The organism is Amycolatopsis rifamycinica (genome assembly GCF_000695625.1).
Lineage (GTDB): Bacteria > Actinomycetota > Actinomycetes > Mycobacteriales > Pseudonocardiaceae > Amycolatopsis > Amycolatopsis rifamycinica.
Map to the genome: position 1 here is coordinate 50,617 of NZ_JMQI01000054.1, position 15,714 is coordinate 66,330.

At 72.1% G+C, this 15,714-nt stretch carries 12 protein-coding genes; 11 read left to right on the forward strand and 1 reads right to left on the reverse strand.

Going from position 1 to position 15,714, the window contains the following annotated elements; translation table 11 throughout:
* Positions 1 to 82 precede the first annotated feature (82 nt).
* The 11 genes from DV20_RS25315 (at position 83) to DV20_RS25365 (ending at position 14,306) form a co-directional block, all read left to right on the forward strand.
* Positions 83 to 1,057 (forward strand): alpha/beta fold hydrolase, encoded by a 975-nt coding sequence (locus tag DV20_RS25315; RefSeq protein ID WP_043784370.1) that lies wholly within the window; start codon positions 83 to 85, stop codon positions 1,055 to 1,057.
* 81 nt (positions 1,058 to 1,138) lie between these two features.
* On the forward strand, positions 1,139 to 2,299 hold the full coding sequence (locus DV20_RS25320) for a DUF3152 domain-containing protein (RefSeq protein ID WP_043784371.1): 1,161 nt from the start codon (positions 1,139 to 1,141) through the stop codon (positions 2,297 to 2,299).
* An 89-nt stretch (positions 2,300 to 2,388) separates the two neighbouring features.
* Complete coding sequence (gene moeZ / locus DV20_RS25325) at positions 2,389 to 3,564, forward strand: adenylyltransferase/sulfurtransferase MoeZ (RefSeq protein WP_043784373.1); 1,176 nt, start codon at positions 2,389 to 2,391, stop codon at positions 3,562 to 3,564.
* Between the two features lie 85 nt (positions 3,565 to 3,649).
* A complete protein-coding gene (locus DV20_RS25330) occupies positions 3,650 to 4,447 on the forward strand; it encodes a TIGR02569 family protein (protein WP_043784375.1) in 798 nt (265 codons plus the stop codon).
* A gap of 287 nt (positions 4,448 to 4,734) precedes the next feature.
* On the forward strand, positions 4,735 to 6,783 hold the full coding sequence (locus DV20_RS25335; protein ID WP_043784376.1) for a molybdopterin oxidoreductase family protein: 2,049 nt from the start codon (positions 4,735 to 4,737) through the stop codon (positions 6,781 to 6,783).
* Positions 6,780 to 8,207 carry an FAD-dependent oxidoreductase gene (locus DV20_RS25340; RefSeq protein WP_043784378.1) on the forward strand — a complete coding sequence of 476 codons (1,428 nt, stop codon included), beginning with the start codon at positions 6,780 to 6,782 and terminating at the stop codon, positions 8,205 to 8,207. Before DV20_RS25335 ends, DV20_RS25340 begins: the two co-directional genes overlap by 4 nt.
* A complete protein-coding gene (locus DV20_RS25345; RefSeq protein ID WP_051736114.1) occupies positions 8,204 to 9,598 on the forward strand; it encodes a nitrate/nitrite transporter in 1,395 nt (464 codons plus the stop codon). Before DV20_RS25340 ends, DV20_RS25345 begins: the two co-directional genes overlap by 4 nt.
* 1 nt (position 9,599) lies before the next feature.
* On the forward strand, positions 9,600 to 12,107 hold the full coding sequence (nirB, locus tag DV20_RS25350; protein ID WP_043784379.1) for a nitrite reductase large subunit NirB: 2,508 nt from the start codon (positions 9,600 to 9,602) through the stop codon (positions 12,105 to 12,107).
* Positions 12,104 to 12,448: a nitrite reductase small subunit NirD gene (gene nirD, locus DV20_RS25355; RefSeq protein ID WP_043784380.1), complete on the forward strand. Its 345-nt coding sequence runs from the start codon at positions 12,104 to 12,106 to the stop codon at positions 12,446 to 12,448. The genes nirB and nirD overlap by 4 nt, the downstream gene beginning before the upstream one ends.
* Positions 12,445 to 13,548 carry a uroporphyrinogen-III synthase gene (locus tag DV20_RS25360; RefSeq protein WP_043784381.1) on the forward strand — a complete coding sequence of 368 codons (1,104 nt, stop codon included), beginning with the start codon at positions 12,445 to 12,447 and terminating at the stop codon, positions 13,546 to 13,548. The genes nirD and DV20_RS25360 overlap by 4 nt, the downstream gene beginning before the upstream one ends.
* 95 nt (positions 13,549 to 13,643) lie before the next feature.
* On the forward strand, positions 13,644 to 14,306 hold the full coding sequence (locus DV20_RS25365; protein ID WP_043784382.1) for a DUF4097 family beta strand repeat-containing protein: 663 nt from the start codon (positions 13,644 to 13,646) through the stop codon (positions 14,304 to 14,306).
* A 296-nt stretch (positions 14,307 to 14,602) separates the two neighbouring features.
* Here DV20_RS25365 and DV20_RS25370 read toward each other — a convergent pair whose 3' ends face one another.
* Positions 14,603 to 15,706 carry a DNA glycosylase AlkZ-like family protein gene (locus DV20_RS25370; protein WP_043784384.1) on the reverse strand — a complete coding sequence of 368 codons (1,104 nt, stop codon included), beginning with the start codon at positions 15,704 to 15,706 and terminating at the stop codon, positions 14,603 to 14,605.
* Between the last annotated feature and the right edge of the window lie 8 nt (positions 15,707 to 15,714).

Genomic DNA, 15,714 nt, shown 5'->3' on the forward strand with positions numbered 1-15,714 from the left:
GCGGGGTCGCCACCGCGTGAAGTCGCCCTGAAGATTACTCGCCGGTACGTGTGCCGCGCCAAGGGTCGGGCATTCTGGACCCGTGGACACCCCCGTGCAGGCCCGGCCGCCACTGACCCACGTGCCGCTCTCGAACCGGGTCCTGCCCTCGCTCGACCCGGTCCCGCCGCCCTGGCCGGCGGCGTTCGAAGAGGTCGGTACGGCCCGGCTCCACGTCCGCCGCACGCCCGGCCCGGACGACGTGCCCGCGGTGTACGTCCACGGCCTCGGCGGCTCGTCGACCAACTGGACGGACCTGGCCGCGCTGCTCGCGCCGGTCGCCGGCGGCACGGCACCCGACCTGCCCGGGTTCGGCTACTCCGAGCCCGAAGAGGGCTTCGACTTCACGCTCCAGGCGCACGCGGACGTCGTCGCGCGGCACATCGGGGACACCGGGCCGGTGCACCTGTTCGGCAACTCGATGGGCGGCGCGATCGCCCTGCTGGTCGCGGCGCAGAGGCCGGAGCTGGTGAAGACGCTGACGCTCATCTCGCCGGCGGTGCCGGACCTGCGGCTGGACCCGCGGCGGCTGTCGGACCCGCGGATGGCGCTCGCGTACCTGCCGCTCGTCGGCGCGCGCGTGCGGGCCCAGCTGGCCGCGCTGGAACCGCGGGAACGCGCCGCCCAGGTCATCAAGCTGTGCTTCGCCGACCCGTCGCGGTTCCCCGAGAGCCGGCTCGACGAGCTGACCGAGGAACACGGCGCCCGTGCCGGGTTCGCCTGGGCCGCGCCCGCGATGGCCCGCAGCACGTTCGCCATCTTCCGGGCGTGGTCGACGCTGGGGAAGGCGTCGCTGTGGTCGGTCGCGCCGCGGGTCAAGGCGCCGACGCTGGTGGTCTGGGGCCGGGAGGACCGCGTCATCTCGGTGAAGCGCGCGGTGCGGACCGCCCGGGCGATCCCGCGGGCCCGGTTGCTGGTGCTCCCGCGCACCGGGCACGTGGCGCAGATGGAGCGTCCGGTCGTCGTCGCGAAGGCGGTCCTGGGCATGTGGGAGCACGTCGAAGCGGGCACTTGGTAGGCCGATCGGGTGACGGCGGGTTCACTCGATGATCCGCCAGTCGCCGATAACGGTTCGGTGGCGCTGTGGCACTCTGGTGCGGTGGACCGGGTGAAGCAGGATGCGCGAGGCGAGGATCGGCGGCCGCCCCACCGCGCCTCGGCCCGCCGGACGCCGGACGCCGAGGACCACCCCCGCACCGGCCAGTACCGCCCGGCGAAGGCGTCGGCGCAGCGCCTCGACGAGGACCGCTACCGCCCCGGCGGGCGGCGGACCAGCGCCGAACCGCTGAGCGCCTCCTGGAAGCCGCACGTCGAAGCCCCGCGGGAGAAGCAGCCCGAGACGCCGAAGACCGGCATCGCGAAGCTGACGAAGACGTACGGCTGGCGCGTCTACGCGCTGCCGATCCTCGTCGTGCTGACCGTGCTCGTCCTCGTCAACACGGCCAACAGCCCGGCCCAGCCGATCGCCGAGCAGGGCGACGGCGCCGCCGCGTCCGGCATCGAGTCGGCGGGCGGCGACACCTCCGGCGGCGCGATCGACGGCAACGGCGAGCAGGCCATCCCCGAGAACCCCGCCACCCCCGTCGACCTCAAGGTCCCGACCGCCGAGCTGCCCGACGGCGGCCCGTTCACCCAGGCGGGCGCCGGCAAGTGGCACGTCGTCCCGGGCAGCGGCCCGAAGGTCGGCACCGGGAAGCTGTACACCTACACCATCGAGGTCGAGGACGGGATCGACCCGTCGAGCTACGCCGGGGACGACGCCTTCGCCGCGGCCGTCCAGGGCACGCTGTCGGACCCGAAGAAGGGCTGGACCTGGGACGGCAAGATCGCGTTCCAGCGGGTGGACGGCAACTTCCCCAACCCGTCCTTCAAGGTGAGCCTCACCACGCCGGAGACCACCCACCGGCCGGACGCCTGCGGGTTCCAGATCAAGTTCGAAGCCTCCTGCTACCGCAAGAGCCTCGGCCGCGTGCTGATCAACCTGGCCCGCTGGGTGCGCGGCGCGAAGGCCTACGGCGCCGACATGACCGGGTACCGGCAGTACGCCATCAACCACGAGGTCGGGCACGCCCTGGGCAACCAGCACGTCGGCTGCGGCGGCAACGACCAGCCGGCGCCGGTGATGATGCAGCAGTCCTTCGGCGTCAACGACGACTACGTCGCGATGCTCAACGACATCCCCGGCGGCGACAAGGGCAAGGTGGCCAAGGACGGCCGCATCTGCAAGACCAACTCGTGGCCGAACCCCACCCCGCAGTAATCCCAGCATCCGGACTGGGGAAGGCATATTTGCCCGCGCGCGTTGTGCATAGTGGGATGGACGCGATACGCGCGCGAGATGGAGGACCCATGTCAGCACTGCCGCCGCTCGTCGAGCCGGCTGCCGAGCTCACCAAGGAAGAGGTGGCCCGGTACAGCCGTCACCTGATCATCCCGGACGTCGGGGTGACCGGGCAGAAGCGGCTGAAGAACGCCAAGGTCCTGGTGATCGGGGCCGGCGGCCTCGGCAGCCCCGCGCTGCTGTACCTGGCCGCCGCCGGGGTCGGCACGCTCGGCATCGTCGACTTCGACGTCGTGGACGAGTCGAACCTGCAGCGCCAGGTCATCCACGGCCAGTCCGACGTCGGCAAGCTCAAGGCCGCGTCCGCGCAGGAGTCGATCGCCGACGTCAACCCGTTCGTGAAGGTGCACCTGCACACCGACCGGCTGGACTCGTCGAACGCGCTCGAGATCTTCGAGCAGTACGACCTGATCGTCGACGGCACCGACAACTTCGCCACGCGCTACCTGGTCAACGACGCCGCGGTGCTGCTGGGCAAGCCGTACGTCTGGGGCTCGATCTTCCGGTTCGAAGGCCAGGTCAGCGTGTTCTGGGAGGACGCGCCGAACGGCAAGGGCCTCAACTACCGCGACCTCTACCCGGAGCCGCCGCCCCCCGGCATGGTTCCCTCCTGCGCCGAGGGTGGCGTGCTGGGCGTGCTGTGCGCGTCCATCGGCTCGATCATGGTGACCGAGGCGATCAAGCTCATCACCGGCATCGGCGAGCCGCTGCTCGGCCGCCTGATCAGCTACGACGCGCTGGAGATGAAGTACCGCGAGGTCAAGATCCGCAAGGACCCGGACACGCCGAAGATCACCGAGCTGATCGACTACGAGGCGTTCTGCGGTGTGGTCTCGGACGAGGCCGCGTCGGCGGCGTCCGGCAGCACGATCACCCCGGCGGAACTGAAGGCCAAGTTCGACAGCGGCGAGAACTTCGCGCTGATCGACGTCCGCGAGCCGCACGAGTACGAGATCGTCAACATCAAGGGCGCGACGCTGATCCCGAAGGACCGGATCCTCTCGGGCGAGGCGCTGTCGGAGCTGCCGCAGGACAAGCCGATCGTCCTGCACTGCAAGTCCGGAGCCCGGTCCGCCGAGGCCCTCGCCGCGCTGCACGCGGCCGGCTTCAAGGACGCGACGCACCTCGGTGGTGGCGTGCTCGCGTGGGCCAAGCAGATCGACCCGAGCCTGCCGACCTACTAACAGTGGCATTCGCCCGGCCGGGAAACCGCGTGTGAGCAGCGCGTCTTCTCATTCGTGGACCACCCGGCCGGGTAGCGTCACGCCCGTGCGGTCACCCCTCGAACGTCCTCCGGCGCACGTCTGCGCGGCCTTCGGCGGCCCCGCCGACGGCGGTGAGCGGCTGCCGGATTCGACGGCGTGGCACTGCGGCGACCTCGTGTTCAAGCCGGTCACCGACAAGGCCAGAACGCTGTGGACCGCGCACGCCCTCGATTACGTCCGCGAGCCGGGCCTGCGGGTCGGCAAGCCGGTCCGCTCCACCGACGGCCGCTGGATCGTCGGCGGCTGGACGGCGTCGCGCTTCGTCCCCGGCACGCACGAGCACCGCGGCGACGCCTCGGTGCTGGCGGCGGTGAAGCTGCACCGGGCCACCATCGGCCTCCCGCGGCCGGACTTCCTCGACGCGCGCACCGACATCGACGCCGTCGCCGACCGGGTCGCCTGGGAGGAACTCGAGGTCCCCCTGGAAGAGACCAAGGGTGGCCGCTGGTTCGAGGTCCTGGCCGGGGCCCGCCGCCCGATCCGCCTGCCGGCGCAGGTGGCCCACGGCGAGCTGCTGGCCGGGTTGTTGTTCGACGGCGACGATGTCCCGGGTGTGGTCGACTTCGTGCCGTACTACCGGCCGGGCGAGTACGGCGCGGCGATCGTCGCGGTGGATGCGCTGGCGTGGGGCGGCGCGGGCCGGGACCTGCTCGAACGCTGGGCCCACCTGCCGGAGTGGCCGCAGCTGCTGCTGCGCGCGGTGCTGTTCCGGCTGGCGTCCAACGCACTGAACCCCAGGTCGACGCCGGCCTCCCTGGACGGCTTGCGCGCGGCCGCACGTGAGGTGTCCGGCGTCCTTTGAGGGACGACACGCGTGATCGGAGGGGCGACACGCGTGATTGAAGGGGCGACACGCGTGATCGGAGGGGCATCACGCGTGGCTGGGGTCTTGTGACCGAGGTCGCAAGATCGCGGGACACACCGGCTAAGCGTCGCTGACCTCCTGACTCCCGGTCCGTGGACGCCGATCTCACCGAGCGGGCGGCGGAAACACCGCCGCAATGTCAACTGCCTGAAACATTCGGTCGAATCCGGTTAACAAGGCCTCCTTAGCGTCAGGGCAAGCCCGAAACGCCGAGGAGGTGCCCGATGCCGCAGGTCGACACCCACTGCCCGTACTGCGCGCTGCAGTGCGGGATGAGCCTCGACGGCGCCCGTGTGACGCCGCGGGACTTCCCGGTCAACGCCGGCGGCCTGTGCCAGAAGGGCTGGACCTCCGGCAGCCTCCTCACGAGCCCGAAGCGGCTGACCACCCCGATGCTGCGCGTCAACGGCGCGCTCGAGCCGGTCAGCTGGGACTTCGCCCTCGACCACGTCGCCCGCAAGCTCCAGGCGATCCAGGACGAACACGGCCGGGACGGTGTCGCGATCTTCGGCGGCGGCGGGCTGACCAACGAAAAGGCCTACCTGCTCGGCAAGTTCGCCCGCGTCGCGCTCGGCACCTCGCAGATCGACTACAACGGCCGGTTCTGCATGTCCTCGGCCGCCGCCGCCGGGATCAAGGCCTTCGGGGCCGACCGCGGGATGCCGTTCCCCGTCACGGATCTCAAGAACGCCGACGTCGTGCTGCTCGCCGGGGCGAACCCGGCCGAGACGATGCCGCCGTTCACCCAGCACCTGCGCGGCACCGACCTCATCGTCGTCGACCCGCGGCGCACCCCGACCGCCGAGCTGGCCAGCCTGCACCTCGCGCCCGCTCCCGGCACCGATCTCGCGCTGGCGCTGGGCATCCTGCACGCCGTCGTCGAAGGCGGGCACCTCGACCAGTCCTATGTGGACGACCGCACCAGCGGGTTCGCGGAGATGTGGCGGATCGCCGCGAGCTGGTGGCCGGAACGCGCCGAGCGCGTCACCGGTGTCTCGGCCGCCGACATGCGCCTCGCCGCCGAAAAGCTCGCCGCCGCCCGCAACGCCTACGTCCTCACCGCCCGCGGCACCGAGCAGCACGCCACCGGCACCGCGACCGTCGGTGCCTGGATCAACCTCGCGCTCAGCCTCGGCCTGCCCGGCCGCAAGGGTTCCGGTTACGGCTGCCTCACCGGCCAGGGCAACGGCCAGGGCGGGCGCGAGCACGGCCAGAAGGCCGACCAGCTGCCCGGCTACCGCAAGCTCGACGACCCGGCCGCGCGCGAGTACGTCGCCGGCGTGTGGGGGGTCGACGCCGAAAGCCTGCCCGGCCCCGGCCGCTCGGCCACCGAACTGCTCGAAGCGCTCGGCCAGGAGAACGGCCCGAAGGCGCTGATGGTGTTCGGCAGCAACGTGGTCGTCTCGGCTCCGCGCTCGCAGCGGGTGCAGGATCGGCTGGCCGAACTGGACTTCCTGGTCGTCGCCGACTTCGTGCTGTCGGAGACCGCGGCGCTCGCCGACGTCGTCCTGCCGGTCACCCAGTGGGCCGAAGAGGACGGCACGCTCACCAACCTCGAAGGCCGGATCCTGCTGCGCCGCAAGGCCTTGACGCCGCCACCGGGTGTCCGGTCCGACCTCGACGTCCTCCACGGGCTCGCGCGACGCCTGGGACAGCCGGAAGACCGGTTCCCGGCCGACGCCGAGACGGTGTTCGAGGAGCTGCGGATCGCGTCCAAGGGCGGGATCGCCGACTACTCCGGCGTCAGCTACGACCGGCTGCGCGCGGGCGAGGCCCTGCACTGGCCGGTCCCCGAAGACGACCACCCGGGCACGCCGCGGATGTTCCTCGACACCTTCGCCCACCCGGACGGCCGCGCGCGGTTCGTGCCGGTCGAGCACACCGGCCCGGCCGAGTTGCCCGACGAGGAGTTTCCCCTGCAGGCCACCACCGGTCGCGTCCTGCAGCACTACCAGTCGGGCGCGCAGACGCGGCTGATCGGCGAGCTCAACGACGTCGTCCCGGAGGTCTTCGTCGAGGTCCACCCGGACACCGCCAAGCGCGCCGGCCTCGAAGAGGGCGACCCCGCGAGGATCCGGTCCCGACGCGGCGAGACCGTCGCGAAGGTGCGGTTCGTCCAGTCGCTCAAGCCCGACCTGGTCTTCCTCCCGTTCCACTTCCCGGGTGAGCAGCGCGCCAACCTGTTCACCAACCCGGCGCTCGACCCGGTCTCCCGGATGCCGGAGTTCAAGGTGTGTGCCGTGTCCCTGTCTACTGTGGATGGTGTCGCATGAGCCCCCGTGAAGTCGTCATCGTCGGTTATGGGATGGCCGGAGCCCGCCTCGCCGACGAGATCCGCCGTCGCGACCCCATCGCCGAGCGGGTGCGGCTGACCGTGCTCGGCGCCGAGAAGCACGCGGCCTACAACCGGGTGCTGCTGTCCGCCGTCGTCGCGGGCGGGATGAGTGCCGAGAGCGTTCGCCTGCACGACGACGAATGGGCGCAGCGGCACAACATCGACCTGAGGCTCGGCGTCGACGTCGAACGCATCGACCGCGAGAAGCGCTGCGTCGAGCTGGCCGACGGCTCCTCCGTCGACTACGACGCCCTGGTGCTCGCCACCGGCGCCAACCCGTGGATCCCGCCGGTCGAAGGTCTCGAAGCCGGGCCGGGTGTGGTCGCCTTCCGCAGCCTCGACGACTGCGCCAAGATCCTCGACGCCGCCCGCTTCGGCGCGCCGGTCGCGGTGCTCGGCGGCGGCCTGCTCGGCCTCGAAGCCGCCCGCGGCCTGGCCGGGCGCGGGAACCAGGTAACCGTCGTGCACCCGCTGGGCCACGTCATGGAGCGCCAGCTCGACCCGGCCGCCGGCCACGTGCTGGCCCGGCAGCTCACCGACATGGGCGTGACGTTCAAGTTCGGCGCCACCGCCGCCCGCTACCTGCCGGGCGACGGCCTCAAGCTCGACGACGGCAGCCTCGTCCCGGCCGACCTCGTCGTGGTCGCCGCCGGCGTCCGCGCCGAGACGCGCCTGGCCGTCGAAGCCGGCCTCGACGTCGACATGGGGATCCTGGTCGACGACACCCTGCGGACCAGCGACGGCCGCATCCACGCTCTCGGCGACTGCGCCCGCCACCCCGGCGCCCCGGCCGGGCTGATCCAGCCCGCTTGGGAACAGGCGTCGGTCCTGGCCGACGTCCTGACCGGCACGAACGCGGCCGCCCGCTACCGCGGCACGACCGCCGTGACCCGGCTGAAAGCCCGCGGCATCGACCTGGCCGCGCTGGGCGAAACGCAGCTCGAAGCGTCCGACGGCGGCGCCGAGGTGCTGACCTTCAACGACCCGACGGGCGGCCGGTACGGCAAGCTCGTCGTCCGCGAAAACCGCGTCACCGGGGCGATCCTGCTCGGCCTGCCCGACGCGGCCGCCACCATCACCCAGTTCCACGACCGCGGGACGCTGCTGCCGGACGACCGGCTCGCCGTCCTGCTCGGCCGCGCGCTGCCCAGCGGCAGCACCCCCGCGGCCAGCCCCGCCGACCTGCCCGCGGCCGCGGTGATCTGCCGCTGCAACAACGTCACCAAGGGCCGGCTGATCGAAGCCTGGAAGGCCGGGGCCACCGACACTCCCGCACTGGCGCGGGCCACGCGAGCGACCACGGGATGCGGCGGGTGCGCGGACACCGTCGGCGGCATCGCGAACTGGCTCGCCGCGCAATGACCACCACGAACCGCCGCACTAAGGAGCACGCCGTGGCCCACGAAGGAAAGCACTGGATCGAACACTGGGAACCCGAGAACGAACAGTTCTGGGAGTCCACGGGCAAGAAGGTCGCCCGCCGCAACCTCTGGTTCTCCGTCTTCGCCGAGCACATCGGCTTCTCGATCTGGACCCTGTGGTCGGTCATCGTCCTGTTCATGGGCAAGGACTACGGCTTCTCCGCCGCCGACAAGTTCCTCCTCGTCTCGACGCCGACGCTGATCGGCGGGCTGATGCGGCTGCCCTACACCTTCGCCGTGGCGAAGTTCGGCGGCCGCAACTGGACGGTCGTGTCGGCCGTGCTGCTGCTGATCCCGACCACGCTGGCCGCGATCGTCCTGCACCCCGGTACGTCGCTCGGCACGTTCCTGCTGGTCGCCGCCCTCGGCGGTGTCGGCGGCGGCAACTTCGCGTCGTCGATGACCAACATCAACGCCTTCTACCCCGAGAAGCACAAGGGCTGGGCGCTGGGCCTCAACGCCGGCGGCGGCAACCTCGGCGTCGCGGCGATCCAGCTGGTCGGGCTCCTGGTGATCGGCACGGCGGGCGCGACGATGCCGCGGCTGGTGCTGTTCATCTACCTGCCGCTGATCGTCGTCGCCTCGGTCTGCGCGTACTTCTTCATGGACAACCTTGCCACCATGAAGGGCGACACCAAGGCGATGCGCGAGGTCGTCAAGGACCCGCACACCTGGGTGATGTCGTTCCTCTACGTCGGCACCTTCGGTTCGTTCATCGGCTACAGCTTCGCCTTCGGCCTGGTGCTGCAGAACCAGTTCGGCCGCACCCCGCTGCAGGCGGCGGCGGTGACGTTCCTCGGCCCGCTGCTCGGCTCGTTCTCCCGCCCCACCGGCGGCTGGCTGGCCGACCGCATCGGCGGCGGCAAGGTCACCTTCGCCACCTTCACCGGGATGGCGCTGGCCACGGTGGTGCTGATCCTCGCCTCGACGTCGAAGTCACTGACGCTGTTCACGATCGCCTTCATCGTGCTGTTCGTGCTCACCGGCATCGGCAACGGCTCGACGTACAAAATGATCCCGGCCATCTTCCGCGCCAAGGCGAAGGTCGCCATCGCGAACGGCGGCGAGGAAACGGCCGAGCTGCTCAAGGCGCGGCGCCTGTCCGGCGCGCTGATCGGCCTGGCCGGCGCGATCGGCGCCGAGGGCGGCCTGTTCATCAACCTGGCGTTCCGGCAGTCGTTCGCCGACACCAAGAGCGGCGTGCCCGCCTTCATCGGATTCCTGATCTTCTACGGGCTCTGCTTCGCCCTCACCTGGGCGGTTTACCTGCGGAAGCCCGCCGAACAGCCCACGACTGAGCGCGGTCTGGCGCTCGCGGGAGCGGAGGTCTGACATGCCCACCTTGGTCGTCGCCGGACACGGCATGGTCGCCCACCGGCTCGTGGAGGCGGTGCGCGCGGAAGACCCACAGGGAGCCTGGCACGTCGTCGTCCTGGCCGAGGAGCTGCGCCCGGCGTACGACCGGGTGGCGTTGACGTCCTATGTGGACACCTGGGACCCGGCTGCGCTGGCCCTGCCCGGCTCGGACTACGCGGACGACCCGCACGTCGACCTCCGGCTCGGTGAGCTGGTCGTCTCGGTGGACCGGGACGCGAAGACCGTCACCACGGCGTCCGGCGCTTCGGTTTCCTACGACGCCCTGGTGCTGGCCACCGGCTCGCGGCCGTTCGTGCCGCCGGTGCCCGGGCACGACCTGGACGGCTGCTTCGTCTACCGGACCATCGAGGACCTCGACGCGATCCGCGCCGCGGCCGTCGACAAGCCGGGCCGCGGCCGGCGCTCGGCCGTCGTCATCGGCGGTGGCCTGCTCGGCCTGGAGGCCGCGAAGGCGCTGCGGGACATGGGCCTGTCGCCGCACGTCGTCGAGATGGCGCCGCGGCTGATGCCCCTGCAGGTCGACGAAGGCGGCGGCTCGATGCTCCGCCGGATGATCACGGCACTGGGCGTCACCGTCCACACCGGGACCTCCACCGCGTCCATCGAGGCCGACGGCTCGCGCCTGCTGGCCAAGCTGGGCAACGGCACCGAACTCGACGTCGACCTGGTCGTGTTCTCCGCCGGCATCCGGCCGCGCGACGACCTCGCCCGGCAGTCCGGCCTGGAGCTGGGCCCGCGCGGCGGCGTCTTGACCGATGCTTCTTGTCGCACCAGCGACCCGTCGATCTACGCGATCGGCGAATGCGCCGCGGTCGAGGGCAAGGTGTACGGCATCGTGGCGCCCGGCTACGCGATGGCGGAGATCGTCGCCGCGCAGCTCACCGGCGGCTCGGGGACGTTCCCGGAGCCGGACACGTCCACGAAGCTGAAGCTGATGGGCGTCGACGTCGCTTCCTTCGGTGACGCCCACGCGACGACCGAGGGCGCTCTGGAAGTCGCCGTCAACGACGCCGTCGCCGGGACGTACAAGAAGCTCGTGGTCACCGACGACGGCAAGACGCTGCTCGGCGGTGTGCTCGTCGGCGACGCCACCGAGTACAACACCCTGCGCGCGCTGGTCGGGCGTCCGCTGCCGGCCGAGCCGGGCGCGATCCTCGCCCCGGCGGGCGGCGGCGCCGCGGTCGGCGTCGACGCGCTGCCCGACGCGGCGCAGATCTGCTCGTGCAACGCGGTCACCAAGGGCGCGATCACCAAGGCCATCCACGAGGACGGCTGCGACAGCGTCGGCAAGCTGAAGGCGTGCACCCGGGCGGGCACCGCCTGCGGCTCGTGCGTCCCGCTGCTGGGCAGGCTGCTCACCGCGGCCGGTGTCGAGCAGTCGAAGGCCCTCTGCGAGCACTTCCCGCAGTCGCGCGCGGAGCTGTTCGAGATCGTCCAGGCCACCCGGATCACGACGTTCAGCGAGCTGATCGGCCGCTACGGCACCGGCAGCGGCTGCGCGATCTGCAAGCCGGCGGTGGCGTCCATCCTGGCCACCCTCGGCAACGGGCACGTGCTCGGCGGCGAGCAGATGACCCTGCAGGACACCAACGACCGGTACCTGGCGAACCTGCAGCGCAACGGCACGTACTCGGTGGTGCCGCGGATCCCCGGCGGCGAGATCACGCCGGACAAGCTGATCGTCATCGGCGAGGTGGCGCGCGACTTCGGGCTGTACACCAAGATCACCGGCGGACAGCGGATCGACCTGTTCGGGGCGACCGTGGACCAGCTGCCGCTGATCTGGCGGCGGCTGGTCGACGCCGGGTTCGAGTCCGGGCACGCCTACGGCAAGGCGCTGCGGACGGTCAAGTCGTGCGTCGGGTCGACGTGGTGCCGCTACGGCGTCCAGGACAGCGTCGGGCTGGCGATCGAGCTGGAGCTGCGCTACCGCGGCCTGCGCTCGCCGCACAAGCTCAAGTCGGCGGTGTCCGGGTGTGCCCGGGAGTGCGCCGAGGCGCGGAGCAAGGACTTCGGCATCATCGCCACGGAGAACGGCTGGAACCTCTACGTCGGCGGCAACGGCGGCACCACCCCGCGGCACGCCGACCTGCTGGTGTCCGATGTGGACACCGAGACGCTGATCCGGACCATCGACCGGTTCCTCATGTTCTACGTGCGCACCGCCGACCGGCTGCAGCGGACCGCGCCGTGGATCGAGGAGATGGAGGGCGGCCTCGACCACCTGCGCGCGGTGATCGTCGACGACTCCCTCGGCATCTGCGAAGACCTCGACGCGGCGATGGCCAAGCACGTCGACAACTACGCCGACGAGTGGAAGGGCGTCCTGGAGGACCCGGAGAAGCTGGCCCGCTTCACCTCCTTCGTCAACGCGCCGGGCGCGCCCGACCCGGCGATCTCGTTCCGCGAGGAGCGGCAGCAAAAAGTGCCCGTCATGCTGGGAGTTCCGGAGGTGCGGCGATGACCACGTCGATCGAACGAACCTGGACGGCGGTCTGCGCCGCCGGCGCGGTGCCCGAGTACGCCGGGGTGGCGGCGCTGCTCGACGGCGGCGTGCAGGTGGCGATCTTCCGGCTGCCCGGCGACCGGCTGTACGCCCTGTCCAACTGGGACCCGTGCAGCGGCGCGGCGGTGCTCTCGCGGGGCATCGTCGGCGACGCGGACGGCGTGCCGGTGGTGGCTTCGCCGGTGTACAAGGAGCGGTTCGCCCTCGACAGCGGGAAGTGCCTGGACGCCGACGGCGTTTCGGTGCCGGTGTACGAGGTGCGCGTGCGGGAAGGCGTCGTCGAAGTGGAGAGCCCGTGAGCGATGTGCTCCCACTCGCCGGTTTCGTGATCGGCATCACCGCGGCGCGCCGGGCTGACGAGCTCGGCGCGCTGCTGGTGCGCAAGGGGGCGAGCGTCCGGTACGGCCCGGCGATCCGGATCGTGCCGCTCACGGACGACACCGAGCTGCACGCGGCGACCACGTCTCTGCTGTCCGCGCCGGTGGACGCCGTCGTCGCGACGACGGGCATCGGCTTCCGCGGCTGGCTGGAGGCGGCCGAGGGCTGGGGGCTGGGGGATTCCCTGCTTTCCCGCCTTTCCGCCGCTTCGCTGCTGGCGCGGGGGCCGAAGGTGACCGGCGCGTTGCGGGCGGCCGGGCTGTCGGAGTCGTATTCGCCGGCTTCGGAAAGCAACGCGGAACTGCTGCAGCACCTGCTTTCGTCGGGGGTCGACGGGCTGCGGATCGCGGTGCAGCTGCACGGGGAGCCGCTGCCGTACTTCGTGGACACGCTGCGCGCGGCCGGCGCCGAGGTCATCGAGATCCCGGTGTACCGCTGGGTCGGCCCGGTCGACCCGGGCCCGGTGGACCGGCTGCTGGACGGCGTCCTCGACGGCTCGATCCACGCGCTCCCGTTCACCAGCGCCCCGGCGGCGGCGTCGCTCATCGCGCTGGCCCGGCGCACGGGCCGGCTGCCGGGCCTCGTCACGGCGCTGTCCGGCCCGGTGGTGGCGGCGTGCGTCGGACCCATAACGGCTGGACCGTTGGCTGCTTTGGGGGTGCCGACGGTCCAGCCGCACCGCGCGCGGATCGGCGCGCTGGCCCGGACGGTGGCGGAGACCCTGGTGGCCCGCTCCCCGCGCCTGCGGGCGGGCGGCCACTCGATCGAGCTGCGCGGCCAGGCGGCCATCGTGGACGGCGAGTGGCGGGAAGTGGCACCGGCCCCGATGGCGCTGTTGCGGGCCCTGGCGGCGTCGCCGGGACGGGTGGTGTCGAGGCGGGAGCTGATCGCGGCGTTGCCGGGGGGCGGCGAGGAGCACGCGGTGGAGACGGCGATCGGGCGGCTCCGGACGTCGCTGGGCGGCGGGAAGGTGGTCCAGACGGTGGTGAAGCGCGGGTACCGGCTGGCTGTCGACGCCTGAGCGGCGTGTCAGCGGCCGTGTCAGCGCGGTGGCCTTCCGGTGTCAGCGGGCCCGGCGAAGGTGGTCTTACCCACCGAGCCACCAAGGAGAATCCGATGCCGAAGTTCACCACCCCCGCCCCGATCGCCACCGTTCTCGAGATCCCCGCCGGGCGCGTCCGGTTCGTCGCCGCTCTCCGGGAGGACACCGTCGTTCAGGTCCTCCCCGCCGACCCGGCGAGGAGCCGCGACGTGAAGGCCGCTTCGCAGGCGGCGGTGTCGTTCGACGACGGCGTGCTGCGGATTTCGCTCCCGGCCACGAACCAGTACTTCGGCCCGTCGGGCGCCGTCGACGTGACCGTTTCGCTGCCCGCCGGCTCCGGCGTCTCGGTCAAGGCGGCGAGCGTGGAACTGCGGGGCGTCGGCCGGCTCGGCGAGGTCACGGTCGAAGGCGCGCACGGCGAGGTGGTCTTCGACGAGGCCGCGAGCCTGCACCTGACGGCCCACGCGGGCGACGTCTCGGTCGGCCGCCTGACGGGCCCGGCGGAGATCACCACCGGCAAGGGCGACATCCGCATCGCCGAGGCGACGAGCGGCAGCCTGGTCCTGAGCACCCAGGCCGGCAACATCACGATCGGCGCGACTCCCGGTGTTTCGGCGTCCCTCGACGCGGGGACGACTTACGGCCGGATCCACAACGCCTTGAAGAATGAGGGCCAGGCGGGCTTGGCCATCAAGGCGACCACGTCCTACGGCGACATCGACGCCCGCAGCCTGTGAGGTCGGCCCGGGAGCGCCCCAGGGTGGCCTTCGGTGCGTGGGGTGCGTCGAAGGCCGGTTTGGGTGCGTTGGGGCACCCGAAACTGTCGGTGCCTTCCGGTAGCGTGGAAAACGGGGGGCGCCCCCGCGGGCGGGGTCAGCCGCATGTGTAGCCAGCCGCTCCAGCGGGCGTCGGGTCAGCCGCATGCGCGCCAGCCACCTCAGCGGGCGCCCCGCGGGCCGGGTCAGCCGCATGCGCGGCCAGCCGCCTCAGCGGGCGTTGGGCCGGGCCAGCCGCCCCAGCGGGTGGCGCCCGGTCAGTCCACCCAGGTGACCGTGTGCTTCTCGAAGCCCCGCGCCTCCGCCACCCGGGCCGCCTCGGCTTCCGCCTGCTCGCGGACCGCCGGGCGCAGCGGGTCGAAGGCCGTCAACGTCACCGTCAGCTTCGTGCCGCCGGCCTTGGTGCGCCACGTGCCCGCGATGTCGCCGTCCGCGAGCAGGACGCCCGGGTTGCCCAGCATCTTCCAGACCTCCTTGCGCCGCAGTGGGTCCGGGACCAGCAATGCCTTGTCGCGCGCCTGGATGAACGGGTCCAGCGGGGGCAGCAGCCGCACCACGTCCGGCTCCGGCGGGCTCTCCAGCGCCGGCAGCCGGTCGGCCGGCAGGTAGCGGGTCTTGCCCTCCACCTGCACGGAAACCAGGTCCGCCGGCCACGTCCGGTCGACCACCGCGCGGGCCGTGCCCGCGAACTCCGCCGCCTCGCCCGGGGAGGCCGGGCCGTTGAGCCGCAGGTACCGCTCGATCACCGCCGTCGCCGCGGCCGGGTCCGGGGTCTTCCGCAGGCGGCCGCGGCCCTCCAGCGGGGCCAGCGTCGCCGGGGACGCCCCCGTCACCAGGCGGACGCCGCCGAGCGGGGCCGCGACGCGCATCAGCTGCTCGTGGATGTGCGTCGCGTTGCAGCCGCGGCACCAGCGGGCGAACGCCGGTGGCACGCGCCGGGTGACCGCCGTCGACACAGCGCCCTTCGTCATCGGTGCCGTCACGATCTCGCGCAGGGCCGCGGCCGCGGTGAACACCACCTCGGACGCGGCCAGCCCGGTCGCCGCCACTTCCTTGCGCTGCCACAGCATCCGCGCCAGCGCGTCGGCGTCGTCGAGCGGGATCAGCGCCCGGAGCGCCTCGGGCAGGTCGGTGCGGAGGTGGTAGTGCGGCGCGCCGCGCAACGTCCAGGCCAGGACGAGCCGCTCGTCGTCCTCGAAGGACACCCGGGCGTCGAGCCGGGCGGCGAGGGCCAGCAACGCGGTGTCGCGCATGCTGTCCTGCAGCCCGGCCCGGACGACGGCGAGGTCGGCGACGTCCTTCGCCGAGCGGTGCAGGCCGTGCTCGGCGATGCGGTAGGCGAGTACCTGACGGCGGTCCACGTGCGGCT

Bases quoted from the DNA above. Each gene is read 5' to 3' on its own strand.
- moeZ (WP_043784373.1), top strand. From the start codon at position 2,389: ATGTCAGCACTGCCGCCGCTCGTCGAGCCGGCTGCCGAGCTCACCAAG.
- DV20_RS25335 (WP_043784376.1), top strand. From the start codon at position 4,735: ATGCCGCAGGTCGACACCCACTGCCCGTACTGCGCGCTGCAGTGCGGG.
- DV20_RS25340 (WP_043784378.1), top strand. From the start codon at position 6,780: ATGAGCCCCCGTGAAGTCGTCATCGTCGGTTATGGGATGGCCGGAGCC.
- DV20_RS25345 (WP_051736114.1), top strand. From the start codon at position 8,204: ATGACCACCACGAACCGCCGCACTAAGGAGCACGCCGTGGCCCACGAA.
- nirB (WP_043784379.1), top strand. From the start codon at position 9,600: ATGCCCACCTTGGTCGTCGCCGGACACGGCATGGTCGCCCACCGGCTC.
- nirD (WP_043784380.1), top strand. From the start codon at position 12,104: ATGACCACGTCGATCGAACGAACCTGGACGGCGGTCTGCGCCGCCGGC.
- DV20_RS25365 (WP_043784382.1), top strand. From the start codon at position 13,644: ATGCCGAAGTTCACCACCCCCGCCCCGATCGCCACCGTTCTCGAGATC.